General features: G+C 30.8%; 23 protein-coding genes and 3 pseudogenes. 5 read left to right on the forward strand and 21 right to left on the reverse strand.

Annotated elements, in window-relative coordinates:
• Positions 1–38: 38 nt before the first annotated feature.
• From tnpB to C1I91_RS16545, 3 genes are read right to left on the reverse strand one after another with little or no spacing between them, the layout of a single operon-like run.
• Entirely contained in the window at positions 39–401 is a 363-nt protein-coding gene (tnpB, locus tag C1I91_RS16535; protein WP_128213849.1) for an IS66 family insertion sequence element accessory protein TnpB, read from the reverse strand.
• Positions 398–751 (reverse strand): IS66 family insertion sequence element accessory protein TnpA, encoded by a 354-nt coding sequence (tnpA, locus tag C1I91_RS29800; RefSeq protein ID WP_420808470.1) that lies wholly within the window; start codon positions 749–751, stop codon positions 398–400. The genes tnpB and tnpA overlap by 4 nt, the downstream gene beginning before the upstream one ends.
• A gap of 39 nt (positions 752–790) precedes the next feature.
• The gene (locus tag C1I91_RS16545; RefSeq protein WP_128213850.1) at positions 791–1,330 is read right to left on the reverse strand and encodes an ABC transporter transmembrane domain-containing protein; all 540 of its coding nucleotides are present in this window, start codon (positions 1,328–1,330) and stop codon (positions 791–793) included.
• Between the two features lie 602 nt (positions 1,331–1,932).
• On the opposite strand from C1I91_RS16545, the gene C1I91_RS16550 reads away from it, so the two are divergent.
• The 3 genes from C1I91_RS16550 (at position 1,933) to C1I91_RS29000 (ending at position 3,363) form a co-directional block, all read left to right on the forward strand.
• Positions 1,933–2,169 carry a TIGR04540 family protein gene (locus C1I91_RS16550; RefSeq protein WP_128213851.1) on the forward strand — a complete coding sequence of 79 codons (237 nt, stop codon included), beginning with the start codon at positions 1,933–1,935 and terminating at the stop codon, positions 2,167–2,169.
• 346 nt (positions 2,170–2,515) lie between these two features.
• Positions 2,516–2,920, forward strand: a complete 405-nt coding sequence (locus C1I91_RS16555; protein ID WP_128213852.1) for a pyridoxamine 5'-phosphate oxidase family protein — start codon at positions 2,516–2,518, stop codon at positions 2,918–2,920.
• Between the two features lie 266 nt (positions 2,921–3,186).
• A complete protein-coding gene (locus C1I91_RS29000; RefSeq protein ID WP_238476073.1) occupies positions 3,187–3,363 on the forward strand; it encodes a hypothetical protein in 177 nt (58 codons plus the stop codon).
• Positions 3,364–3,366: 3 nt separating this feature from the next.
• Here the strand turns inward: C1I91_RS29000 and C1I91_RS29005 are convergent.
• The 6 genes and pseudogenes from C1I91_RS29005 to C1I91_RS16580 form a co-directional block, all read right to left on the reverse strand.
• Positions 3,367–3,450, reverse strand: a pseudogene (locus C1I91_RS29005) (RHS repeat-associated core domain-containing protein); the annotation flags it as partial.
• Between the two features lie 478 nt (positions 3,451–3,928).
• Positions 3,929–4,384, reverse strand: coding sequence for a hypothetical protein (locus C1I91_RS16565; protein WP_128213853.1), 456 nt, complete (start codon positions 4,382–4,384; stop codon positions 3,929–3,931).
• Between the two features lie 32 nt (positions 4,385–4,416).
• Entirely contained in the window at positions 4,417–5,013 is a 597-nt protein-coding gene (locus C1I91_RS29600; RefSeq protein WP_420808431.1) for a hypothetical protein, read from the reverse strand.
• 9 nt (positions 5,014–5,022) lie between these two features.
• Positions 5,023–5,103, reverse strand: a pseudogene (locus C1I91_RS29805) (RHS repeat-associated core domain-containing protein); the annotation flags it as partial.
• Between the two features lie 276 nt (positions 5,104–5,379).
• The gene (locus C1I91_RS16575; protein WP_128213854.1) at positions 5,380–5,709 is read right to left on the reverse strand and encodes a hypothetical protein; all 330 of its coding nucleotides are present in this window, start codon (positions 5,707–5,709) and stop codon (positions 5,380–5,382) included.
• A gap of 20 nt (positions 5,710–5,729) precedes the next feature.
• Positions 5,730–12,941: a polymorphic toxin-type HINT domain-containing protein gene (locus tag C1I91_RS16580; RefSeq protein WP_128213855.1), complete on the reverse strand. Its 7,212-nt coding sequence runs from the start codon at positions 12,939–12,941 to the stop codon at positions 5,730–5,732.
• Between the two features lie 557 nt (positions 12,942–13,498).
• On the opposite strand from C1I91_RS16580, the pseudogene C1I91_RS29015 reads away from it, so the two are divergent.
• Together C1I91_RS29015 and C1I91_RS28255 are read left to right on the forward strand one after the other, a co-directional pair.
• Positions 13,499–13,729 (forward strand): annotated as a pseudogene (locus tag C1I91_RS29015) (IS66 family transposase); the annotation flags it as partial.
• Positions 13,730–13,897: 168 nt separating this feature from the next.
• Positions 13,898–14,056, forward strand: coding sequence for a hypothetical protein (locus tag C1I91_RS28255; protein ID WP_164880564.1), 159 nt, complete (start codon positions 13,898–13,900; stop codon positions 14,054–14,056).
• A 68-nt stretch (positions 14,057–14,124) separates the two neighbouring features.
• Here C1I91_RS28255 and C1I91_RS16585 read toward each other — a convergent pair whose 3' ends face one another.
• The 12 genes from C1I91_RS16585 to C1I91_RS16640 all read right to left on the reverse strand — a co-directional run bounded on the left by C1I91_RS16585 (position 14,125) and on the right by C1I91_RS16640 (position 26,164).
• Positions 14,125–15,018, reverse strand: a complete 894-nt coding sequence (locus C1I91_RS16585) for a GNAT family N-acetyltransferase (protein ID WP_128213856.1) — start codon at positions 15,016–15,018, stop codon at positions 14,125–14,127.
• Positions 15,019–15,188: 170 nt separating this feature from the next.
• On the reverse strand, positions 15,189–15,467 hold the full coding sequence (locus C1I91_RS16590) for a CD3324 family protein (RefSeq protein WP_128213857.1): 279 nt from the start codon (positions 15,465–15,467) through the stop codon (positions 15,189–15,191).
• A gap of 569 nt (positions 15,468–16,036) precedes the next feature.
• Positions 16,037–16,933, reverse strand: coding sequence for an AraC family transcriptional regulator (locus C1I91_RS16595; protein WP_128213858.1), 897 nt, complete (start codon positions 16,931–16,933; stop codon positions 16,037–16,039).
• A gap of 199 nt (positions 16,934–17,132) precedes the next feature.
• On the reverse strand, positions 17,133–17,960 hold the full coding sequence (locus tag C1I91_RS16600; protein ID WP_128213859.1) for a GNAT family N-acetyltransferase: 828 nt from the start codon (positions 17,958–17,960) through the stop codon (positions 17,133–17,135).
• Between the two features lie 477 nt (positions 17,961–18,437).
• Positions 18,438–19,424, reverse strand: coding sequence for a D-isomer specific 2-hydroxyacid dehydrogenase family protein (locus C1I91_RS16605; RefSeq protein WP_128213860.1), 987 nt, complete (start codon positions 19,422–19,424; stop codon positions 18,438–18,440).
• A 561-nt stretch (positions 19,425–19,985) separates the two neighbouring features.
• Complete coding sequence (locus tag C1I91_RS16610) at positions 19,986–20,330, reverse strand: hypothetical protein (RefSeq protein ID WP_128213861.1); 345 nt, start codon at positions 20,328–20,330, stop codon at positions 19,986–19,988.
• Between the two features lie 2 nt (positions 20,331–20,332).
• Positions 20,333–20,653 carry a hypothetical protein gene (locus C1I91_RS16615; protein WP_128213862.1) on the reverse strand — a complete coding sequence of 107 codons (321 nt, stop codon included), beginning with the start codon at positions 20,651–20,653 and terminating at the stop codon, positions 20,333–20,335.
• Positions 20,654–20,918: 265 nt separating this feature from the next.
• Complete coding sequence (locus C1I91_RS16620; RefSeq protein ID WP_128213863.1) at positions 20,919–21,626, reverse strand: ABC transporter ATP-binding protein; 708 nt, start codon at positions 21,624–21,626, stop codon at positions 20,919–20,921.
• Entirely contained in the window at positions 21,605–22,780 is a 1,176-nt protein-coding gene (locus C1I91_RS16625; RefSeq protein ID WP_128213864.1) for an ABC transporter ATP-binding protein, read from the reverse strand. Before C1I91_RS16625 ends, C1I91_RS16620 begins: the two co-directional genes overlap by 22 nt.
• Entirely contained in the window at positions 22,773–24,611 is a 1,839-nt protein-coding gene (locus C1I91_RS16630) for an ABC transporter ATP-binding protein (protein WP_164880565.1), read from the reverse strand. The genes C1I91_RS16625 and C1I91_RS16630 overlap by 8 nt, the downstream gene beginning before the upstream one ends.
• A 97-nt stretch (positions 24,612–24,708) precedes the next feature.
• Positions 24,709–25,443: a sensor histidine kinase gene (locus tag C1I91_RS16635; RefSeq protein ID WP_164880566.1), complete on the reverse strand. Its 735-nt coding sequence runs from the start codon at positions 25,441–25,443 to the stop codon at positions 24,709–24,711.
• Positions 25,436–26,164 carry a LytR/AlgR family response regulator transcription factor gene (locus C1I91_RS16640; RefSeq protein ID WP_128213866.1) on the reverse strand — a complete coding sequence of 243 codons (729 nt, stop codon included), beginning with the start codon at positions 26,162–26,164 and terminating at the stop codon, positions 25,436–25,438. The genes C1I91_RS16635 and C1I91_RS16640 overlap by 8 nt, the downstream gene beginning before the upstream one ends.
• Between the last annotated feature and the right edge of the window lie 301 nt (positions 26,165–26,465).

Genomic DNA, 26,465 nt, shown 5'->3' on the forward strand with positions numbered 1-26,465 from the left:
AACGGCTATTTACTAGCTTTTTAGCCATTTTTAGAAAATCATTCCTGCAGTATCAATACTTTCTCGATGTGCTTTTTTTGATCAATTTGTAAACCATCTAGAAGCCATTCCATTTGTCGTTTTGTTATATCACGTACTTCTCCTTCTGTTTTAGGCCATTGAAATTTCATGTCATCACAAAGAAACTTTGTAACCAATATAAAGCCGTTTTTATCCCATCGAAGTGCCCTAAGACAGCTATGTCTTTTATTGCAAAATAAGAAAACACTTGTGCCAGAGTAAGGATTAAGATTAAATTTTAATGAAACCAATGCGGCAAGTCCGTTTTGTTGCTTGCGGAAGTCGGTGGCACCGAGTGCAAGATAGATGTGCTCCGCCCCATCGGCTATATGATTCATCATAAGTCTTGCAGAACCTTCATCAGTCCTGCTAAAGAATCTTGATTAAAGTTACTAGGAACAGTAACTTGTATATTTTTATAAAGTATCTGAAAATCATCAGATTTACTTGGGTTTGAATTTGTATTATCAGGTTTTGAAAGAATTGTTGTAACTTCAGTAAAGGTCGTCTCTTCAACAGGTTTTTCATTTCTCTTTATCAATAGGTGATTCCAGTAATTGTACTTATGTCTACTGATTCCATTCTTTTCGCACCACTCTTTGATTGTTAGACCGCTTTTATTTTTTTCATTTATTCTCTGCTCCCAGAGAGTATAATTTTCATTCTTAGATATAATATTAAAACCTCCAATCTGATTGCTTTAATAAAGCATATCAAATTAGAGGTCTATTTACATGACGGTATTTGTTCCATCGCTTACAACCTTAGTTACTATAAATACTAAAATATAGCCTATCAGTATATAAATCATAATAGTTTTGTCTATAGCTGCTATAAAAATCAAGCTAAAAATTACGCTTGGAATATGCTCACGAATCATTTGAAAATAGAAATCAAAAATTATACTCTTTCCAGAACTCGCTCCATTTTCAACCTGCTGAATAAGACTTCCGGTTCCGAGAGTCTGATAGTTACTATAATCTATAGTACTTATTTTTCTCATAACCTTCAGCTTAAAATCCAAGTAAATACCGTTAGACAACTTATTATTAGGATACTCGTCTATATAATTAAGTATACAGGTAGAGATTAATATAGCTCCATAAATTAATATGACCTTTGCTGAAAGTGTTCCATATCCAAAACCATCTAGTACTTTTTGAAGATAGCTAGCACTATAAGTATTAAGAAAAGCTATAGCTACTCCTATAAAAATATAAGCGCTTGTAAGTGTCTTTCTCTTATTTAAAATATCTAAAAAATGATTCATAACTGTACTCCCTCTAATTTTATTTAGAATCAAATATAGGATGCATCACCTCATAATGAAATTAACAATTCTAAATCTTATACAATAAGATATATGTTCCTTGCAAATCTTCCATCATTAAAGCAGTACATCTTTAGTACAGCTAAAACTGCTAGCAAATCTTTCTATTAGCCTCAGTACAATCTGCCAACAGATTATTTTAACTGTACTGAGTAGCTACTTAATTTTAGTCTCACAATTATTCCACCTTTGCTTAATAATCAAAATAATCAACCTTATACTGTAAAAAGGTTTATGAAGCTACCTTCTTCAGTGAACTTTTATATATTTCCTAGGCAGTAAAAAATAATATGCTATATTGTTACTCAATTTTATTTATACCTCTTTTCAAATTAGTCATATTCACTTACACATGCTTAACTACAGCGTTCTCCCAAATATAATTTCCTAAAGAACAAAATAATTTAAGCTTTTATTTGCAATAAGCCTATAAACAATGTATCATATTTATGTAATATCTAAGAATATGTAGTATAAGAATAATTTATTATACTAACAAATTATTTTCAGCATACATAATCTATACAAAAAGGAGTATAAGTATGAAAGCAGTGTACAAAAACCCTAAAGAATTAGCAACAAAATTATTAGATGTAGTTGATTCATATAGAGAGGGCTTAACTACTTACGAAAAATTTGAGAGTACCATTCTTACTCTTATAGAAAAGAATGAAGACAGAATCTACAAAAATGGTTTTATGCCTGTTAAGCTTATCAATATAATAGGTGAAGATAGAAAAGCGCTTATTGATGAAGTTGCAAGCAAGATAACTAAATAAGATTTTTAAGGGAAATAATTTCTGGCTACGCCATAGGATTATTTCCCTTTTCTAATTATTATGGTATATAAATCATATTTTCAGAAGCTAACTCTTAAATTAATCTATTTACTGTATATTACCTTCGAAAATTCAAATCTATCTTTTCCTATAATTCTCCAACAACTAACATTATTATACTATATATCCATAAACCGCAACTACAAAAAATATTAATTGCATTATTACAATTACTATGTTATATTATTATCACAGTAAATTGCATCCAATTAAATCATGCTCAACTTATAAATCTATTGTTTACTTGGAATGATTTATAAAATTACTTACATTAAGGAGATTACATATGGACAAGATAATCGAGTTTTTAGAAAAGAACAATATAGGCATTTTAGCTACATCTGAGAATGACAAACCTCATGGTAGACCTCATCATATTCATCTAATAAAAGATGGTAAATTCTATTTCACCACTGCCAATACAAAAAAAGCATTTGCTCAACTTAAAGGAAATCCTTATGTTGAATTTATAGTAACAACTTCAGACTTTGTAACAGTTAGACTAAGCGGGAAAATTGAGTTTGCTAAAGATTTGGCTGAAAAGCAGTTAGTTATAGATAATGCCCCTTTAGTAGCAAAAGGTTATAAAACAGCTGACAATCCAATTTTTGAAGTATTTTATCTTCAACATGGCGAAGCTATATACTCAAACATATTATCTGGCAAGCCAGATGAGGTTTTCAGTTTCTAGATCTTAGAAAACTTCTAACTAAACAATTAAGAGAAGTCTATATACCTTTTGACTTCTCTTATCTATTATTACGTATGAGACAGCACGTAGAACATTAACTTATGTTCTTCAAAAAAATCACCTTTTCTTCCTATCCTTTATTAGGAATACTGGAAGTATTTCCTTTACCTTTATTAACGCTCTTATTGGTAGAACCTGTTTCTGAATCAGAATATTTTATAGTATTACTCTTATAATATTGATAAGCCTAGTATATCAGTAGTCCAGTGGCACAAATTAATACACCACCTACAACTACAGGTGCCGATAAAACTGTTGCTACTACTTCCACAGCTGCTACCCAAAGCTTCTACGAAGAAAATAAGTACAAAAGGACAGTTACAACTATAATCAGCCATGTTCACATGGTTATTCAAACAATAAGCAAACATGTTCGCAGATAGAAGCTCACCAGGAGTGCCAACTATACCATCCGCGTTAATAAATCTACCCCATTCAGGGCTATAATATCTTGATTGTAGATAATACAATCCAGTCTCGGTATCATACCTTTACCCAAACTCCAAAGTCTTGGTATCTATCCAATTTTCTCAAACCTGAAATTCATTGGTATCACTGGCTTAGTTAGACTAGCCACAGTACACCATTGCTAATACTAATGAACTTAGAACTGTCCGTTTCAAAAGCTGTTGCCAAATCAGCTTAGTTTCTACAATGATTTAGAAAACTTGTAGAACCATTAGTTTTCCATTACATCAAGTATTTTCATTGGTTTAAGATATGTTTCTACTAGTTTTCATTTGTTTTTCTAATGATACGCTAATTCTCATACTTATTTTGTAATTTTGCCACTAATTTTCATATAAACAAAAGCCCCAAGTATTATTAGTACTTGAGGTTTTTTTGTTGTTATAATAATCTTTAAAATTACAATTATATACCTAATCTTAATTACCTTATTAGCTTCAATATATTTTTGAATGAAAAAACTAATATTGTTGTTTGAATTTAATTGGGTAAAAAATTGTATCTTTTTAATACTACTAATATTAATAATAATATTAGTAGTATTATTAATATTATTATTAATATCTTCATAAAAAAACTTTCTCTTTTCCCCACATTTTTAAAGTAATTAACTGCTGCAATAATAAACATAGAAACAAAAGCTATTGTAGAAAACACATAAGTGTAATTATCTACGTACGAAAGTTCTATGTATTTACAAATTACTAAATAGTGAATAAACAGTGAGATAAATAATAATAAAGCTAGTAAGCTCATAACAATATGAAGTTTACCATATCCTTTTCGAATACTTTGAGCCAAATACACTATGGTTACAAAAGTAGAAGCAATAAAAAATATTGACTTAAACTCAATTGGTAGATATGCTAACCCCAAGTATCCCAACGCACCAAGCAGTACAAAAACTTGATTCATTAAACCTCTATTATATTTCATTTGTACCTCCTTTTAAATGTTATCAAAAACCTTTATTCCTTCTTTGTTTGGAATAAGTTATCTTTTAATTTTGTAGTTATAAAATTCAAACCTGCTCCAACTGCTACTGATATTGATGATCCTACTAAAAAACCTGCAAGTGTAGGAGCCCATATTTCTGCTGTTAAACCTGCAAAGGCCACTACTCCGACAAATCCAATTAAATCTATAACTACTCTACCAGCTGCATCCCATTTGTTGTAATGTGATACATCATCTCTTATGTTAAAGCCAAGAGCAATAGTATTTAGTATTCCTACCTTTCCTATACCTGAGCTTATTTTCGCAACTTTAGGAATAGAGAAAAGATAATCAATTGGTTTTGTTATCTTTGATACAATTGTAGAAGCACCTTTACCTATAAATGAATCACCTACACCACCAGCAATCCCACCTCTGAGGGACGTTACCACTGATGAAATCCTATCAAGTACTTTGTTCGAACCGTTGTTATTTGATATCTTACTAAAAGTAGAACCTATACTATCTCCAGCTATGCCTATCTCTCCACCATCATTGCAAATATAATTAGGCCTATATCCATCGTTATCATGCATATTCACAGGATTATTCTTACAATATGCAAACATATTATGAGATAACAGTTCACCAGTTTGTCCAGCTACTCCATCCGAATTAATAAACCTACCCCATTCAGGATTGTAGTAACGCGAATTCAGATAATATAGCCCAGTCTCGGTATCATACCTATACCTGAACTAATTGATCTTTAATAAAAATTAAGTACAATATACACTAGTAATATTTTCATTTATTTTATTGTTAGCTTAAAAACAAAATGCCAGCAGATTTTTACAATCCATTGGCACCTTCTTCAATTTATATTAGTTTGTAGTAATTATAATAGAAAAAATCATACTTATTGATATTGCCCTTTTAAATATTTATTTAAATTTGTTATAATTAATCATTGAGATTCTAACTAATTCACTAAACTAATTAATTTTGACTAACCTAGATATATCAAAATCACTAACTGGTTTTAAATCATCAAAGTATCTTTCTTTAAATAACCCTTCTATTGTAATGCATATTTCTTTTTTTGATACTTGTTTAACTATAATTAAATTAGATTCAATTGAATAATAAGATTGCTGTTCAATTTCATCATAAAAATCTTGCTTTAATCTTATCATATCATATATCTTCAAATTATATAACTTATCATCAATTCGCACATATACATCTAATCTATACCCCTTCTCATTAGCCTCAAACTCACTTAATTCAGAATTATCCATAAAATATATTTCAATTTGATTCATTTGATCACCTCATTTAATATTTAATTCATAGGAAATAATTCTATTTTATTTAACAAATCTTGATATTCGTCTAATGACATTGATCTTGATGGTACTATTTCGTAATGCCCTTGATCCATACCTCTCTGTATGACATCTAATCCATCTGGTATTTTATCTATTCTAAAAGCTCCACCAAATCTTGAGACTTTATCTGCATTAATATTTACTGAAATTCCATGAGTTGTCTTCAGTAAGCCTGTAATTTTATCAATTTTGACTTCATTTAATTTTACTGTCATACTATTACCTCCTCTAAAGACTGGTACATTGCATGTATTATGGACCAATATACCTAAATTCGATACAAAATAAGTATGAAAATCATCAACCTCAAAGTTATATACCTTAACTTTTTCCTTAAGCCTTTCAATATGAACATCTGTTACATTTATTATTTTCCCTGAAGACTCTAGTAAGCTATCTCCTTGTCTTAAGTCTTTAGCTTCTATCCATCCCTTTCCGACCACCCAAAACTTGTGTCCTTCTGTAGAATCTATTTTAGTATCACCTATACTTACATGAACAAGTGTATCAAATTCGTGAACAAAGGTTTGTTTCACTTTCTTATACTCTTTTTCACCTGTTTCTGGATTTTCAGAATAAACCTCATCCCCAACTTTTATATTCTCAATTGATTTAATACCATCTTCCGTTTGAATCTTTGTTCCTGCTACGAAACAATTAAATTCTGAGCATGCACCTACAATTTCATTTATTCTTTCTTCGGAAGCTATACTACGACATAAGCCTTCTACCATCGAACTAATTTCTTGAGCGAAGTTGTTTATGGCAGATTGAATTCCTGCAAAATATGCTTCCCACATCTTTTGAGATTGCGATGGTTTCTTACCAGATTCTCCAAACATCCAAGATATTAAATTATCCATCCAGTCATATCCATCTGGGTCAAATCTAGTAACCGGATTATTACCACAATATGCAAATACATTATGGGATAATAATTCACCTAAGCTACCAGCTACTGAATCAGCATTAATAAACCTACCCCATTCAGGATTATAATATCTTGATTGTAAATAGTATAATCCAGTCTCGGTATCATACCTATACCCTCTATATCTATAAGGATTTTTAACTCCTACAGTATCTTTTAGACTTCCTGTTATTGATATAAGTTTTCCCCAAGTATCGTAAGTATAACTTACTACTTGGTTTCCTGAAGTGTCTATTAAGCCTATTATATCACTTTGGGCATTTCTTACATAGAAGTATTCTGTGCCGTTTAGTATCATGCTAACTAGTTTTCCATTAGCATCGTAATTATATCTTATGCTTGTACCTTCTTCATCTTGCTGAGATATTACTTTATCTCCATCTAGATAGTACTTTGTAGTTACTCCATTTACACGCTTTTCTGTTCTTATTCCTGCATCATTATATTTAAAGCCTACGTCACGACCATCGCTTAAAATCATATACGCTAGTTGTCTTCCAGACTTCCACCCAAAGGTATTACCATTATAAGACAATGGATTTCCTATTTGGTCATAAGTTATGCTCTTTCCATTGTAAGAAGTTAGTTTATCCTTCCAATTACCATCTCCATAGCTGTAACTAACATTATTTGTTGCAGTTCCTAAATTTCCTGTTGTGTATGGATACTGTACTTTACTTACAATATTTCCACCAGCATCATAGCTATACACCATAGAATAATTTAATGTTTGATTGTCTTCTCTTGTAACTTCATTAAGCTCATTATAAGTATAAGATATGGTTTGTCCATTTTGTGATATACTTTTTATATTTCCATTGGCATCATAGGTGTAACCTATGTTGTTCCCATTATTACTAATGGTACCTATTTTATTGGAATCCTTGGAATCTGATCCTGGCTTAACTATATATATTCTTAAAGCCTCAAGTCTTAGGCTCTGACCTGTAGTCCCTGCCATAGCTCCGTCCTGTACTGGTTCTGTCCATCCTTTATCTTGTAATTGAGCTTGATACCAAACATGATAACCTGCTGGGGCATTTACTAAATTTATTTTTATTGCCTCAATTTGATAGTTTGAAGCTATAGCACCTGCATTTGTTCCTCCATAAACAGGATCTTGCCAGCCTATGTTAGATACATGGGTCTGATATTGAATTTTCATTTTATTCAGAGGATTATTTGTATCTGTAGGAACGTTAGTTAAATTCATATTGATTTCTTGATACTTCAAGGATTGTCCTACAGTTCCAGATAATTCACCATCTAATTTTGTTTTTTGCCAGCCCACAGTGTCTACATAACCATTATAGTTTACCCCGATACCTGAAGCCATAGCCCCTGGAGCATAACTATAATTAACATTGTACTGAGTAGCTCCTGTCTTTATAACATTGTTTGTCAACCTTCCCAAAGAATCATAATTATTATCATACTCGTCGGCTCCATAGGTAGTACTCTTTAGTTTATTATCAGCATCATAACTATAGTTTACGGTGTATGATTTGCCAGATGAATTGTAGTTTATAGAGCTAATATTATTATTATTGTCGTAATTGTAACTTATATTTTCAAATGAATCAGAAACTTTTACTAACCTATTAGAATTATCATATACATATCTATAACTAACGTGGTTTTCTAAATCGTTTTTATAAGCTAAATTACCAGCAGCATCATATTGATAAGTATAGCTCGGCAACTCTACAAATATCTTTATAGCTTCTATCCTTCTATTCTGTCCTACTGTTCCAGCTATATCACCATTTGATACAGGATCCATCCATCCAATACCATCAGCATATACTTGATATCTTACATTATAACCTTCTGGAGCTCCTTCAAGTTGAATTCTTAATGCCTCTATACTTAGTGATTGTCCAACAGTCCCTGCTATACCTCCATCATATACCCAGTTCTGCCACCCTACATTCTGAACATGAGCCATATACTTTATCTTCATACCAGAAGGTGCATTGGTTAGCTGAACTTTTAAAGACTCTAATCTTAACCCTTGACCTGTTGTCCCAGCTAAACTGTTGTCACTTGACCAAGGATTCTGCCATCCTATATTTTGAAGTTGTGCATCATACGTAACTCCAACAGTAGTATTACCACCTACATTCCTCGATAAAATTCTATTAGAATTATCATAATAATTACTTACCGATTGTCCATTTCCATAAGTGGATTTTGTTAATAAACTAGTTCTTGGTTCATAGGTATTAGTAATTAAGTTTTGGTTTCCTACAGATACACTGGTATTATTGCCCAAAGAATCATAAGCAAAATTATAGTTAAAGCCATTATGGGTAATCTGACTTATTTTATCATTCTGATAACCATAGCTATTAGTTATCTGCTGTCCGCTTACATTCTTACTAGTACTTGTTAGATTATCAACACTATCATAAGTATTACTTGTCTTACTTCCTTTCGGGTCAGTTATACTATTTAATAACCCTTTGCTTTCATCAAAATCATAACTTACTGTATTACCCATACTGTCTGTTAAAGACTTTATATAGTTACCACTGGAAGTATAATCAGCTTTTGTTTGAATATAGTCAGCTCCATCGCCTACTCTTGCACTAACTGCATTTCCATTGCTATCATAATTAAAGCTATAATTTACGTTAGCAGCTGATGTTCCTCTTGTAAGATTATGTTTACTGTCATACTCGTACTTAAATGAGTTACCTTTTGGATCTACAGCTTTTAAAACGTCATTATTGCCATTATACTCAAACTTAGAGTTTTGTGTTGCCAGATCAGCAGTGGATACTAAATTACCCTTTGAATCATATTGGTAACTCTTCGAAAACTCTTCTTTGTATAATTGGACTCCATCAAAATATGCAGTATTTGCATTATCTCCATATACATAAAATATATCTATTTTTGAATAATCTGAATTAGTTACGCATCTTCCAGATATATATTGCCAATCATTAGAGTCTTTGTTGAAATCGAAATTCACACTTTGACTTCCACTTGAACCGCTAAAGACAGCCTGCAACTGAAAAGTACCGCTTGGAACTGAATACGCTTTTGCCCAAGCACCAACTGTGTAAATATCTCCTGCTTTTCCTTTTATATTAATCGATTGACCTAATTTCTTTTGTACTCCATAAGAACCACTTACTTGATATACAGAATTATCTAGGTTTGCTGGGTGATCAGAATCACTAGTAGAAACTAATCCATCAGAGCCTCCTGTGCTAATAGTATTCCATCTATTAGGTGTTCCAGATGCTCCTGTTAAATCACCATTATCTACTAAGTTATATCTGTTTGCTACACCACCTTCTTCTAATTGCATACTATCAAAATACGCTGTACCAGTTTCTTGGAGCATACTAACTCTAGTTAGTACATTGTAATCCGCTGCATCCATAGGAAGATTAAAAGTCGTTTGTAACTTCTGCCAGTCATTACTTCCATTTAAATAGTTAGAATCTATACGCTGATAGTTACCAGATTTATCTTTATAATAAAAACTTATTACCGCACCTTCTCCGTTAGTATTAGATACATTTACAGTCTTTACATAAGCTGAAAAAGTATAGGTTTTTCCTGGCTTCAATATATTCCACTGATCAAAATACTGTCTACTTACATTATCTGTCTTATTTATCGCTAAGCTTTGATTGCCCATATAACTAACTGCTGATGTAAAACTGCTTGATCCACTACCACCATCTGTACCAACTCCCCATGAATCTGAGTTTTCAGCATCATGATTTGCAAGTAAGTTAATTACAGTCTTTTCAAGCTTTGATTCTGATGTTACCTTTGAAGCATTTGTGCTGTCAGTATATTTATAATACTGAGCACTGCCATCTGCATCCTTCATACACAGGGTCTTTCCTACATTATCAAATTGATATATACTTCTTCTTCCTTTAACATCAGTAAATGTAGTGCTATTATTCCCGTAGGACACGCTTAATTCATCACCTAAGGCTCCATTGGTATTTGATTCTAAAAGATGACTTACTCTATGCGGAGCAATCCCATAATATTGATAAGAGATTCTGTATCCATCATAATTTGTTGCACTAACTAAATTATGATTACCATCATAAGAGTAACTGGATGATTTATTATCTGGATAAGTAATTGTAGTTAAATTGCCATTTCCATCATAATTATAAGCTGTAGTCCTACCTGCTGTATCTTGAATTGATGTTAGTATTCCAGAAGAATTATAATTTAAAGAAGTAACTCTCCCTGATCCGTCTGTGACTTTTGTAATATTCCTAACTCCACTACTTGAGGTTCCACCATAAGTAAATGTAATAGTATTACCATTAGCATCCTTTATATAATTTAAGTCATTAGTTGAGGAACTAAAGTTTATCTTATTATTTTTCTTATCGCTAATTGATAAAGATCCATCCCCTTCTTTTGTTAGTGAGAGTCCTAAATTTAATTCATCATTTATTGGCATTGAGCCTGAATTTTGAAAATAATGTTTAGTACCATCTTCATCTGTATACTTATAGTATTGAGTATTATTTATGGTCTGACTCTCTAATCTTTGATTTATATTAAGTCTCCATCCAGATCCAAAACCTATATTAGAAGTAGTAATATCATTACTATTAAAAACATGATTTATTGATACAGGCATTCTGCTTCCACTCATATCAATGTCATTGTGAGTAAATATTAGATTACCATTATAATCATTAATATAGGATGTACCGGCTCTCCCTACATTTTGAGAGTGATATGTCCAGTAGTTCTCGATTCCACTATTATTTATATAGTTGAAAGAAATCATTGGTCTTGCGGAGGTAAAAGCATCATTCATATCAGAAGACCAGAAGGCAGTGTACTTTGAAGAATTATCTTGTTCCAACATAATTCCATAATTATTGCCAGTTGTGAACCACTGCTTTACAATACTAGTAACGTCCCAGTTTACCCATTGATTCTGATTACTTGTAATCATATTTAAGGCCTCAATATGAGAATCATAGCTTGGTTGTGTACTCCAAGTCAAGTTACTTGTATCAAAGTTTTGAGTTACATTGTGGACATTTACTTGATTTGAAGCTACGCTGCTTACATCTGAGCATTGAAGTAAGTTCAATTGGGCATTTGTTATCATATCTCCAGTTGAGAGTGTAGGTAAATCAAACTTAATGTAAGTTCTACAAGTGCCTACATTACCTGGTGTTAGACCAACCCTCACATATTGATTATTGCATTTGTTTTCAGTATCAATTGATGCTACAAAAGTATCGTGAATCTTGCTAGAATCTAATGAAGTTTGCATTGATGGGTCTATGGTTACTGGATATACTCTATCACTACTACTTAACCAGGTTTTATCAGGAGTTAAGGTTAATAAATATCCGTCCTTAGATTGATTAATAGCTACCTCAATTTTATCACTGGAGTTGTCTACCTTATCATACATATAAGGTGCTTCTATTTGAAATACTTTTTTTGACTTGTCCTTAGAATCAAAGAATATTATTGATTTATCTTGTTGTAAAATTGGCGTAACATTTTTTGTATTTATGTTAAAGGAAAAGCTAGTATTATCATTATATTTATTAATAATTAAGTTTTCTTTAATATCACTACCATTTAAAATATACTGCAAATCCGTATTGTCATACACATTTTGAAAATTTACCTGTGAAGTAATATTCTTTAAATCCTTAATTTTTTCATTAGTCTTCAAATCTTCCTTTATCTGTTGTTTTTCATCTGAGGTTACTTTTGTCAACTCCTTATCGTTATTAACCTCATTTTCTACACTTTTATCTATATCATCATTTATTTTATTTTCATCTGCAGTAACCACCGATGCTTTTGATGATTGAACATTTGATAAGCTCCAGTTTATTTCGTACTTATCTTTTTTCATTTGTACAAGCTTCTTTGAAGATGAATTCTTTGAAATTTTAACCTTTATGTTATTCTCTTTATTTTCCAATACATTATTTCCATCATCATCTTTATCTTTCGATTCCTCTAAAGTATTGTCAATATCTTTCCACTGACCACCGTCTTGATAGTGAATTGCTGAGTTGTATTGATCTACTTCAAAGCTTCCATCTTCCTTTTGAAATTTTTTGCTGTTTTCTGTTCTTTCATTTGTCAATTCTTTTGTTATCTTCTTTGACTTCTGATTTTTTACAACAGATGTATTAGTACTATTTTCAGCATTGCAACTATTACTCTTGTTATCTTTAGCAAAAACAGGTATTTGCATTGAAGAAACTAAAAAACAAATAACCAATAGTAGTGAAATAAGTTTTTTGTATTTGACATATAAACCCTCCCTATAACATAATTTAACAACTTCATTGTATCATGTTATATATATCCCTTTATGTCAAATACTGTAATGATTTCCCTATTTTTTTGTTATGCTTTTTGTCACTAAATTTAAAAACATTACATATTATCCCACAAAATCGTAACAAAGAAAGTAATTATTCAGGTATTCAAATAACTGCATAAATATTATAGAATTATTTTCCACAAAACCCTTTCTCTTATCGTTAGTTTTTGATATTATAAAGCCTGTCTAAAAAAAACTAATTATAAGCTGGTGACTTCCGTGAGCGAAGGCCAAATAATTGAAATCTATAACGAATGGATTTATGAAGTAACTGATGTTATCAAAAATTTATCTAATCAAATAAAAGAACAAAATGCTCAAATTGAGTAATTAACATCACGAGTTAAATCATTATAAACCCAAGTTAATAAAAAAGTAATAACAGTAGTAAGCCACCATCATCAGACGGTTTCAAAAAGAAAACTAAAACTTTAAGAATAAAGACTGATAAAAATCTTGGTGGTCAGGAAGGTCATGAAGTAAAAACTCTTGAACTTAATGATAATCCTGATAAAATACTTGTTCCTACTATAGATAAGTGCGATATTTGCGGAACATCCTTACAGGATGTAAAATCGGAAAGAAATGTTATTGGACAAGTAGTTGATATCCAGAAGATAAAAGTTAAAGCTGTTGAACATAGAGCAGAAATTTAAAAGTTCCCAAAATGTAGAATAAGAAACACCGGTAAATTCTATTTCACCACTGCCAATACTAAAAAGGCATTTGCTCAACTTAAAGGAAATCCTTATGTTGAATTTATAGTAACAACTTCAGACTTTGTAACAGTTAGACTAAGTGGAAAAATTGAGTTTGCTAAAGATTTGGCTGAAAAGCAATTAGTTATAGATAATGCTCCTTTAGTAGCAAAAGGTTATAAAACAGCTGACAATCCAATTTTTGAAGTATTTTATCTTCAACATGGTGAAGCTATATACTCAAACATATTATCTGGCAAGCCAAATGAGGTTTTCAGTTTCTAGATGTTAGAAAACTTCTAACTAAACAATTAAGAGAAGTCAATATACCTTTTGACTTCTCTTATCTATTATTACGTATGGGACAGCACTGGGAACATTAACTTATGTTCTTCAAACAAATAACCTTTTCCTTCTAAAATAAAAAGAGTTGTATCTTCTTCTGTTAAAATATTTAAATCATAACCTTCGATAAACTTAGGAGTAAAACCAAAAAGTACCTTTTTTATATCTTCATCTGTAAGTGCACTAATTAATATATCTAAGTTAATTTCTTTAGCTGCAAATATTTCATTAATTATTAAAGTATCATGTTGAATTTCAGCAACAACTATAGCATCTTCTTTTCTTATATAATAGATTGAGTCACTATTATGACAATAGAACATTAATAGCCACAAATTATTTCTAGCTGCAAGCTTTGAAAAAACTACTGAATTTGTAGCCTTATTCATAAAAAGCCGTCTATTGCTTTCCATAGACATGTCTAGTTTCTCAGCTAAGAACTCTCCATACCTAGTTGATACTTTTCTAGAGTACTGATATTGCTTTGTTTTCTTAAAGCCAAACTTAGGATAAAAATTTAATACACTGCTGTTGGCAAATAAATAGACAATTTCACATTTATCCTTCCATTCCTGCAGTATTCTTTCCATTAGAAATCTAGACAATCCTTTTTTTCTATAATTATAGTCTGTCATCACAGTTCCAAGCTGTATAAATCTTTTATTGTTGTTTAGCTCAACAAAGTCCATTATACTAACAGAAATATTAGCTACAACTTTGTTATTATGAATCAAGGAATAGGGAATATAGCTATCTCCCCAGTAGCCTAACTTATACCACTGTTCAAAGTCGAATCCAAAAGTCTTTCTTGTTAGTTCATTAAAGCTTTGTCTATAATAAGTGTTATCTTTAAAGTTGGTAATAAAAAAATACTCTTCATTCTTTATAATTATGCTTTCCATGTTTCTTCTCCCTATCCCTTATTCACCAAATCAGTACAGTATAAATAATAAAAACACTAATGACAAGATGTTCACTAGTGTTTTATGGATATACCACTTCGTAATAAAATTCTTCTCAAATCAAAGTGATACCTCTTTACATAAATTAAATATACTCAGATTGGGTATAACTACTCTAATTCCTTCTTTTTCTTAGAAATAATTCTCTGTATAGATTTAGGTGATAGAAAATATTTCTCAGCTAAAGCATTAACTGAGTTACCTAATAAATACTCTCCGTAAATTTTATTATTGCGCTCTAAAAGCTCTTTTTTACATTGGGTAAGCTCCCCCCAAGCAATTCTGTTCTCTTCCTTTTTAGGTATATAAATATATTCTCCATCCACATACTTTTGTATTATTTCTAATATATCTTCAGGGAAAATGTCCCTGGCACTTGCATAGCTCATTTTATGCTCCTCCTAAATATAATGTAATTTTAGGATTGAGCAAAGGCTATTCTATATTTTAATTATTAACTTATGCAATAGCCTCTGCTACGCATAAATAACATATTCTGTCATAAAAACATACCCCTTTCATTCTATTCATAAATAATAAGAACTTAATATCAAAATTAAAATTATATAACCTTGAATCTAAGCTCAATTTAATTATAGTATAATATTAGCCTATATGTCTATATATTCCAAGGAATTGAATTACATTATTACTAACACCAACTAATGTAAATGCTAAAATTGCCTATCTTAAATAAGACTTTTCACAATGACTAATCACTTCATCCTTCCACATAAACTTAATTTTATTACATATACCTCTCTAAACCTAGTATGACTAATGTTCCTCAAAAATATAAATAGTAGCCCATGAAGCTAAAATTATTCTTTAGCATAAACGGAGCAAATAAATAGAAGCTAGACATTAAAGTAGATTTCTCTAATTTTTATGCCAAGCTTCTATTTGTAAAATGAACTTTCATTCATTTATTAACTGATCTTATACTATTAGAAGATCATTATTTTTTAACGATCGGTATCCATACCTCAGAATAGCATCTTCCATTGCCTAAGTCGAAATAAACTTCAAGCTCTGGTCCATCTGCATGTTCATAGCCTGAACTTGGAAACCATTCTGGGAAAATTCTAGCCCATACTTCTTGTATCTTCTTTGTAGTTTCTTCTGTGTTATGATCCTCAGTTCTAAATACTACCCAAGTAAAGGCTGGTATTGATATTGAAGTAAATTCTTCTGGAACTTCCGCATTTCCTTCTAAATCAAATACTCCTATCATATAAGGGAAAGTATCTTCTCCAGTATTTCTATAACACATAATCGCATTAACATCTGTAGTAGCACCTTCTTCTAGTTTTGCCTCAGGCATAACCTTAATCAAACGGTCAATTATACCATTTTCGAAGGATTCTTGCCAGAATTTTGGTATTCTCACCAAATTATTACCATTGGTCATATCCTCTACTTCTTCTACGCCAAAAAACTTAAATGGGGCTTTTTCTACGATCTTATAATTCATTTCAACCTCTCCTTTTATCGATATATGAAAAGAAATTGGTGGATAGGCCTTAAGTTGTGCTCCTTTTTCTCTAGCAAAAGTTGGAGAGACTCCATGAAGATTACGAAAAGCCCTAGCGAAAGCTTCTGGAGATTCATATCCATACTTTAAAGCTAGGTCTATAACCTTAATATTTGAACTTTGAAGTTCTAAGGCTGCTAAGGTCAATCTTCTCCTCCTTATATACTCTGCTAAAGACACATCAGTTATAAAAGAAAACATCCTTTGAAAATGATATTCTGAACAGCAGGCAATTCTCGCTATCTCTCCATAGCTTATAGTTTCTGCTAAGTTTTCTTCAATATAACTTATAACACCATTCATCTTTTTTAGCCAATCCATAACCATCTCCCCTTTCATTTACTATCTTAACAGGATTAAAAATATAAAACCTTGCATTTTATGCACCATATTGCAAGGTTTTATTTTATGAAAATTCTAAATACAATTTAATTTTAACTTATGGGTAGATTTAAGTTCATTGAAGCATCTGAGGAATAACCACTTAAATTTACTGAAGTGCTTTACCATTGCCTAATATTTAGACTGTTATGCCAGGGAACATAAGTTTCTTCTTAATTTCTTTATAACCAAAACCTTCATAAAGCTTTACTGCCTTTTTGTTTAACTGCCATACCTCAAGTCTTGACTTATATAAGCCTTTTGATATAAAGTAATCAAATATATAGTTCATTATATATTTAGAGATACCTTTTCCTCTAGCTTCCGGTAAAACATATAAGGTTTCTATATACCCTACCCCGTGCTTTTGAAAAATGGTACATCCTCCAACTAAAACCTCATCCTTGAAAAATTCTAAATTCTTAAAATATCTTCTCTGCTTTTGCTCCTGGTAACTTTCCAAATCTAATGGAGTTATAAATATTTCATCATACAATGTTTTATATTCCTCAAGCTCCTTCTCAGAGCTTAGCTTTAGCTCTTTCACCATTATGCCCTTAGGAAGAGAATAAGAAAAGTCTTTTGCAATCTCCGCCTCCATTATAATACTATAGTCTTCTTCAAAACCATTCTTAATGTAGAATTGTAAGTTATCTATATCATATTCAAAGCCTGAATATATTCTAGCCCTCAAATCAGGTCTAATATTTCTTAATTCTTTTGCTCTAAAAAGTACTTTATCAAAAAGTTCTTGCTTTACTTCATCTGCTGTGGTCTTATCTAATTTGTCCTCAATGTTTATACTAAGAAAAATTAAATATGGAGTATCATAAATTTGATGAAAGTTTATTGATGGATATGCATAGGCACTTCCTAAATAGTTATACTCATCACTCAAGGCTATAAATATGTTTTCCTTACTATTTCCATATTGATCTTCTTGTGCGTTAGATATGTTAATAATCATTTAGTTACCTCCAATATATTCTATTATAGAGTTCCTAACTCAATTTTTTAATTTATATGTACCAGAAAATTCCTAGAACTTGATATTTTCAAACAAGTACATTAGGTTTCCATATAGGAACTCTTTGAAGCTTTATCACTTCAAGCTAAAAACTATTTTAGAAGAAAGCCATAGTATATAATGTCACGTAATTATCTATATACTAATTATACCATTTAGATAAGTTTAATTGAATAAAGGACCAATTAAAAAGTAACATCTTAATGATATTACAATCCAGCTAAAGCTACCTCTCAATCAAAAATATGTTTTCAAAGTTCCTACGGGTTCCGAGGTTAGAATTTGTAGTTATACGTTTTATTGTTATGTGTTACATTTATATATTGTAATTTTAAGCTTTGTATTAAGCTATATCTTAGTATAAGAAAAAGGCATCCAATTCAATATGAAAAGGATGCCTTTATATAATATTATTTTCTATATTATTATCTCATTTTCACTTTCGCCTTTTTCAACAAAATCCACTAAACTTGTTACCGAACTACAAACCATGCTAGTTACAGCAGCATCGGTATAAAAAGCCATATGTTGTGTCATAATTACATTTGGAAACTGTCTAAGATATGCCATATCCCTATTGCTTATTATATCGGTACGCCTATCTAAATGATATATTCCTTCTTCATTTTCAAAAACATCTAATCCTAAGGCTCCTATTTTTCTTGTCTCAACCCCAGTAATTAGATCTGGGATATGCATCAACTCGCCTCTGGCACAATTGATAAGTACCACATTATCCTTCATTTTAGACAAAGCTTCAGTATCTATCATGTGGTAAGTACTATCTACCAATGGGGTGTGTAAAGTTATAACATCACTTTCTTTATACAAAGTATCCAAGTCTACATAAGTTGCTTTTTCCTTTACTTTCTCATTTTGGTATTTATCATAAGCAAGCATTCTTGAACCAAAGCCTTTCAGATTATCAATAACCGTTGCACCTATCTTTCCAGTTCCTATAACTCCTATAGTAAGATCTTTCATCTCTTTACCTTGGAGTCCTTTTAGTGAATAGTCATTAACATTTCCTCTAAACATCGCCTGCTTGTAGTGCCTTATACACATAAGTATTAGCATCACTGTATAATCAGCAACACCATTAGGAGCATAATAAGAGTTACTTACCCTTATTCCTAAGCTTTTAGCGTAATCTATATCTATATGATTGTACCCCACTGTTCTAGTTGAAAGATAATTTATATTAAGCTGCTTTAGTTTATCCAATATAACTGAATCTACCTTACTGTGACCTAAAATCGTAACACCATCACAGCCTTTTGCCAAATCTATATTATTTATGTTTAGTCCCTCTGAGACTAATATAATCTCTATGTTCAACTTCTTGGATAGTTCTTCAAAATCATTTCTCTCGTCATCTCTAGTATCATAAGCAATAAATTTCATTAAGTACACCTCTCAATTTAATTTTATCTATATTATCTTAGCTTAAAATAATATTTTAGTTACTTATATATAGACATACCACTTAATTTCAGCAATACTATTAAACATTTCCATATTTTAAAACCAATAACCTTAATTCGTCAGGGTTTCAAAACATATTTAAACCTGAAGTGGTTCATCCTTAACAATTTTTATAATAATTATACTATGAGAAGCTAACTCTTGCTATTAATCTGATATTATTTCATTATTTCAGCTTTGATATGATACTTTCCCATTATATTAGCTAATATTTTATCAAAATAGCAATGAACAGAACTTAAGCTTATTATTTGCAGATGTTAAACTTTAATTTTCAACTTACTCCTGTAATATAAACACAACAAACAACCTATGCTTAACCACAAATTAAATCATAGATTGTTTGTTGTATATTTTTCATCAAAATTATTAGTTTATCATCCCAAAATAACCTTATTACTGTATGAGCATATAGGTTTAAGTTTTATCTCCATATATGAATGTATTTAAAAAATGTGGGTGAGATAGAATCTGTTAATCTTAGCTTTTATGGCTCTTGTAAAAATATAAAATACAATGTAAGCAAATAATAATGCCTACTACCAAAAGAGATTGATGATATGCACCAAGCATCCATTTAAAGTTTTCAGCACTATATTGTTGTACATCTACTAAGTTAAAATATATTAAGGTTAATTTAAAAGAAATTATAGGTGAAAACAATATCAGTACAATAGCTAAAATAAATAGAAACCCCTTGCTTATTTTACCATTATTATTTTCAGGCTCTTCAATTACCTCTTTCTCAACTAGTTCACAATTACAATCGCTGCAAATTGTATACTCTTCTTCATATTCGCTATTACATTTAGGACATTGCTTCATACCTATACTCCTTCATTAAATATTTTAACTTCGAATTGTTTATAAGTACCAACCCTGTCACCTTGTTTTAAGTCCATATAATCTGAAATAATACTCTTAAATTGCAAATCACTAACTTCATAATCATCATCTATCTTAAACCTATTGCCGCTATTGGTTATGACTCCGCTCAGAATGTCATGATTGTCCTCATAATAATTAAATATCACAGTATCTCCTACGCATAGTTCTTGTCCATCATAAATAAAAAGTCCTGTAGGAGTACCAATGTAACCATTAAATTTTTCTCCATGTTTTGATAAATATAATTTTTCATATGCCATAATTAATAAATTCCTAACTATAGGGAACCTTTATGAAAACTCAATTTATATATGTTCGATAATACCGGCTTCTGGGGATTATCGGGCATATATAAATTAATAGTTGAAGTTGGATACCTATAAACATCCTATACGGAAATATAATTTATAATTACCCGAAAATCTCCACTTCTACGAATTTAGAGTTTGTATAAATTAACAGCTGAGTTATGAAATCTATAAATATATACCGCTTCACTCTAAAGTATACTATAAAAATTCATTTCTAGGCACTAACTTTATCATCATAGTATTTTGCTTGAGCATGCCATAAACTATAATATAAGCCCTGCTGATTTTTTAATAGTTCTTCATGGCTGCCTTTTTGTACTATTTGTCCATTGTCAAATACAGCTATTTCATCACAAAATCTACAGGAGGAAAGCCTGTGGGATATATAAAAGGTTGTCTTAGAGCCTACTATTTCATTAAATTTGGAGTAAATCTCAAACTCTGCAATTGGATCTAATGCAGAAGTGGGTTCATCTAATATTATGATAGGAGCATTTCTATATAGAGCTCTAGCTAAAGCAATTTTTTGTGCTTCTCCACCTGAGATCTCTACCCCATCCTCTTCAAAGTTTTTATATAATGCTGTACTTAAGCCCTTAGGCATATTTTTAAGCCTATGTTCAAATCCAACCTCATATAGAACCTCCTTAGCATAATCTTCATCGTACTCTACAGAAGCAGCAACATTTTGACCTAAAGAGAAGGAAAACAATCTAAAGTCTTGGAATACAATAGAAAACAACCTAGTATACTCTTCGTAGTCATACTTTCTTATATCGATTCCATTTAAAAGTATTTGTCCTTCATTAGGCTCATAAAGTCTAGAAAGAAGCTTTATAAAAGTAGTCTTTCCTGAGCCATTCATACCTACAATAGCTAGCTTTTCCCCTATGTTAAGCTTTATGGATAAGTTTTTAAGCACATAATCTTACTACCAGGATACTTAAATGAAACATTTCTAAACTCTATTTCATATTCGTTGTCGTCTCTTTTTTCCACTGGCAGACTTCCTTTAACATTGGTATTTTCAAGTTCTAAGAATTCTTTATATATCTCTATATATTGATTATTATTCAAGATGCTTCCCAAAGATCTTAAAAATTGACCACTTCCATCCATGAACTGCTTAATGCTTCCTATATATTGAACAATACTACCAATTGTTATAGCTCCTATAATAGCTTTAAAACCTATAAATAAATACACCGCTCCACTTACAAGAGAAGAGATTAGCCCATCAGCTCCACTGTATTTTGCATTTTTACTACCAAGCTCATTAAATAAATTTTGAGAATTTGTACTAAAAGAATCCATTTCCTTTAGTATCAATTTCTTCTCGTTATAGAGTCTGATCTCCTTGCCTACATTGTAGTCTAAAATCTGATTAAAGTAATAGGAAAAAAATCTATTCATCACTATTATTCTAGAAAAACTATTGAAGAACACCTTGTTTGCTTTAGATTGAAAGTTTATGCTAATCAGAACACTTATAATTATTAGTATAAAAAAACTATAGGTAAACAGACTTGAGTTTATAAAAGATACATTTCTATCTCCTAATATTTTTTCATTGAACAAGCTAATAACCATAGCAATTGAAGTTATAAGTGTAAATATTCCCTTTTCTATCTCTCCTAACTCATTCATAAGAAATATAATTCCACCACCATTTAACTTTGTAGCCTCGGTTATCTTTGTTCTTAAGATATACGTTTCTGGATTTTCTATGTTTTTATAGGACATATTTAGTATCTTCTCATCAAGCCTCATTTTTTGATTATCTTCTATAGCCCCTTTTAATTCCCTGGCTAAATGCTCTAATATAGTTGAAATAAGGTGAACTAGTAGGTTTAAGCAAATAGTCACTATGACTAAGGTGAACAGCTTATTTTTATCTTTTGCCCCTGTTAATTGATCAATTATCTTAGCAGACATATAGATATTTATAAACGGAAAGCTTGCTTTAAAAAAGGCTTCCAAAATGGTAACTGGTATTACCCAAGGCTGTAGATTAAATATTTCTTTTATGCCAAACTTAAGCATAGCTCCATTTTTCTTTAACTTATCCTTATGCATATTTCTCATCACCTACACTTTCTTTATAGTAGTAACTTTGCATATCATACATCTTCTTATACTGGCCACCTTTGCTCATAAGCTCTTCATGACTTCCTTCTTCTAAGATGTTGCCTTCTCCAATAAATAGTATCCTGTCACAAAATCTAGTTGAAGATAACCTATGAGATATGAATATAGAGGTACTGCCTTTTGTAAGTTCATTATATTTTTCATATATTTCACTTTCAGCTAATGGGTCCAATGCTGCAGTAGGCTCATCCAGTATTATAATAGGTGAGTTTTTATACAGTGCTCTAGCAAGCATAAGCTTTTGCATCTCTCCACCAGATAAATCTATTGCTTCATCATATATTGATTTAACTAATAAAGTATCCTTCCCTTTTTCCAGACTATCAATCTTTCTTGAAAGACCTGCCATCTTAATAACTCTATCTATTTCTTTAAAACTTATTTCTTCAGCTGACTTCAATGCTATATTTTTTTCTATTGATAGTGGCAGAAGATGTATATCTTGAAATACTACAGAAATTAACGAATAATACTCATCTCTATTATAAAGTTCAATGTTTTTTCCATTAATAAGTATCTCTCCTTTATTTGGAGTATACAGCCCACAAATGATCTTTACTAAAGTACTTTTTCCGGCACCATTAACTCCAACTAAAGCAATCTTTTCTCCCTTTTTTATATGAACATTAATTCCTTTAATAGTGTAGTCCTCAGCGCCTGGATATTTGTAGTATAAATTTCTCAGTTCAATATCGAGAGGAAGCTCATAAGAGTCTGGAAGCTTATCCCCTTGCTTTCTATTTTTATTATCTTCTAATTCCAAATACTCTCTTAAATCGCATACATCTAAACTTATGGAATTTAGCGAGTTATAATTTTTAATAATCCCAGAAAGCCAGGTAGAAAACCCACTTACTGCTCCAAAATACAATACAAAATCACCTATAGGCATATCTCTATATAATACAGAATAAATAAGAAAACCATAGGTTATGCCATCTCTTAAAAAAATTAAGCTTCCATCAACAAAATTACTAAAGCATCTACGATATATGTTCTTCCTTCTATAATATAGCTTTTGTTTTTTTAGTCTAGAGAACATCTCTTTAAGCCAAGGAAACATATTATATAGTCTCATATCCTTAGCTGCCTTAAAGTCACCTGCCCAATTGATTACATATCTAAGCTTCATTTGTATTGGTGTTATATTAGCCTTATTTCTATGTTCATAGTTGTTTACATATCTTCCTACTAAATAATTTATTATTGAAGAAAACACTAAAAACATCACTATAAGTGGATTTATTTTAGATATTATCTTTGAATATACAATAAAGCCAATAAGGTTTGAAAAAAGTTCTATTAACACCATTATTATAGCCTCTGTAGCTGAATCATTTGAATCTACTGAAGTACATGCCTTCTCAATCCGCTCTTGCCCTGATGGACCATCTATGTTTTCAAAATCTGTATCTAAGGTTTTCTCTGTAATTAGTCCACTATACTTCATTCTGTAAGCTATACTCTTAAACATTGACAAGGATCTTAGACTGTTTAACAATATATTTAAAATAACCATACAAAGCACTGTTGCCCATAGACTAATAAACAAAGCAGCTATTGAACTTTTTCTGGTTACAGAATCTATTACAACCTTAGGTATATAAATTCCTAACAAAGGTATAGCCACTATAATAGGTATTTGTATAAATGCTACAAAAAATAATTTTTTATCCCACCTCCACAAATTTTTTATAAGATAGCTTACATTTTGAAAGGTCGAATAACTAGGTTTATTTTTCTCACTTCTACTTCTCATACTTATCACCTCACCCATATGATAACAAGAATTTTAAAATTAACTATAAAAAAAGCACCAATGGTTATAATGTTGACACCAATGGTACCTATACTACTTAAAGTGGAAGCATTACCTCAGTAGCAAATACTCCTTCTTCACTTTGTCTATTTATAAATCCATTATATTTATTAACTATACTATCAACTCTTTTTATTCCAAAACCATGATTGTTACCTAGCTTAGTGGTTATATATGACAAGCCATTTTTCTTTACATATCCACAGGTAGAATTAGTGATTGAAATATAAAGCTGCTGCTTCATCTCTCTTATATACACTCTAATAAATCTATTTTCTTCTTTTTCTATTTTTAGAACAGCTTCCATGGCATTGTCCATAAGGTTACCAATGACTACACTGAGATCTATATCAGATATTTTTAGCTTTTTAGGTACCGCAGCTTTAGCATTTATATTAATATTATGACTTAAGGCTAAGGATAGCTTAGAGTTTAAGATTGCATCCACCATAACATTGCCGGTTTTCAAAACAGTATCTACTGATGTTAGGTCCTTGTCCAATTCATTTAAATAATTCTCCATATCGCTATATTTTTCTAATACAAGATGTGCTTTCATGGTTTGTATGTGATTATGATAATCGTGTCTCCAGGCTCTCATCTGCTTATATATATTCTCAACCTCGTTATAGTGCTTTGTTATTAAATCATTCTGATAATTAGCTACATAATTATTTACCAATCGATAAAATATGTATCTAAGCATTATAACCATCACTAGAGTTAAAAGTAGTACTCCAATAATTATGCCTAGTATTTTTATGCTACTCATTTAGGTCACCTCTAAAATATTTAATAAAGGCTAAATTCGTATCTGCATACATTCTTCTGCTTATGGGAATCTTTTCACCACTATCCAATTCTAACTCACTCGTCCCAATTTTCCTTATATAGGCTAATCCAACTATGTATGATCTGTGACATCTTATAAATCCTTGGATATTTAATTCCTTTTCTATAGCACTAATGCTTTTTCTTATGGTATAATTTTTCTCCTTTGTGTGCAATTCAACACTGTGAGCAAAAGCTTCGATATAAATTATATTCTCTTGATCTAATTTATGTATTTCCCCATCTGAATTTATAAGGATAGTTTCTGGCTCTTTAGAAATTTTAGCTATAGCTCTATCTAAGCTAAGATATAATTTTTCTTCTTTTATTGGCTTTATTAGATAATTTATAGCAGCTACATCATATCCTTCACTAATGTACTCAGTAACAGCGGTTATGAAGATTATATTTATTTTCTCGTCTTCAGTGCGTATGTTTTTTGCTAAATCTATGCCACTTTGCCCCTTCATCTGTATATCTAGTAATAGAATATTATATTTTTTGTCCATGCTATAAGCAAAATGAAAGCTTTCCGCGCTATGAAATCTCTCCACACAAACTCTCATAGCTTTATCAAAAGCCCAATTCTTAACCAATTTCTCTAAGAGCTCAACCTGTATCTCTTCATCATCTACTATTGCTATATTAATTATGTCATTCATCCCTACTCCACCCTCTAATATTTCCCATTTAACTTAATAATCCCACTTTGTGCTTCAATTATATAATACAACTTATTACATTTCAAACATATACTACCTCGCATAGCAAATTCAAATACAAATTAAATTTTTCTATAATCCTCACCAACATTTATTTAACACATTCACTTATAGTAGCACTTTTATATTCACCCATCAGTTCTAAAAAAGAAAGTACATACCTTAAGATTAATTCAAATAAGCTTGTATCCCTTCACCACAAAATCTATTTTCAAAACTTTTTTAAGGTTTAAAAGTGCTA

This window comes from Clostridium manihotivorum (assembly GCF_004015185.1).
In the GTDB taxonomy this organism is placed as follows: Bacteria; Bacillota; Clostridia; order Clostridiales; family Clostridiaceae; genus Clostridium_AR; species Clostridium_AR manihotivorum.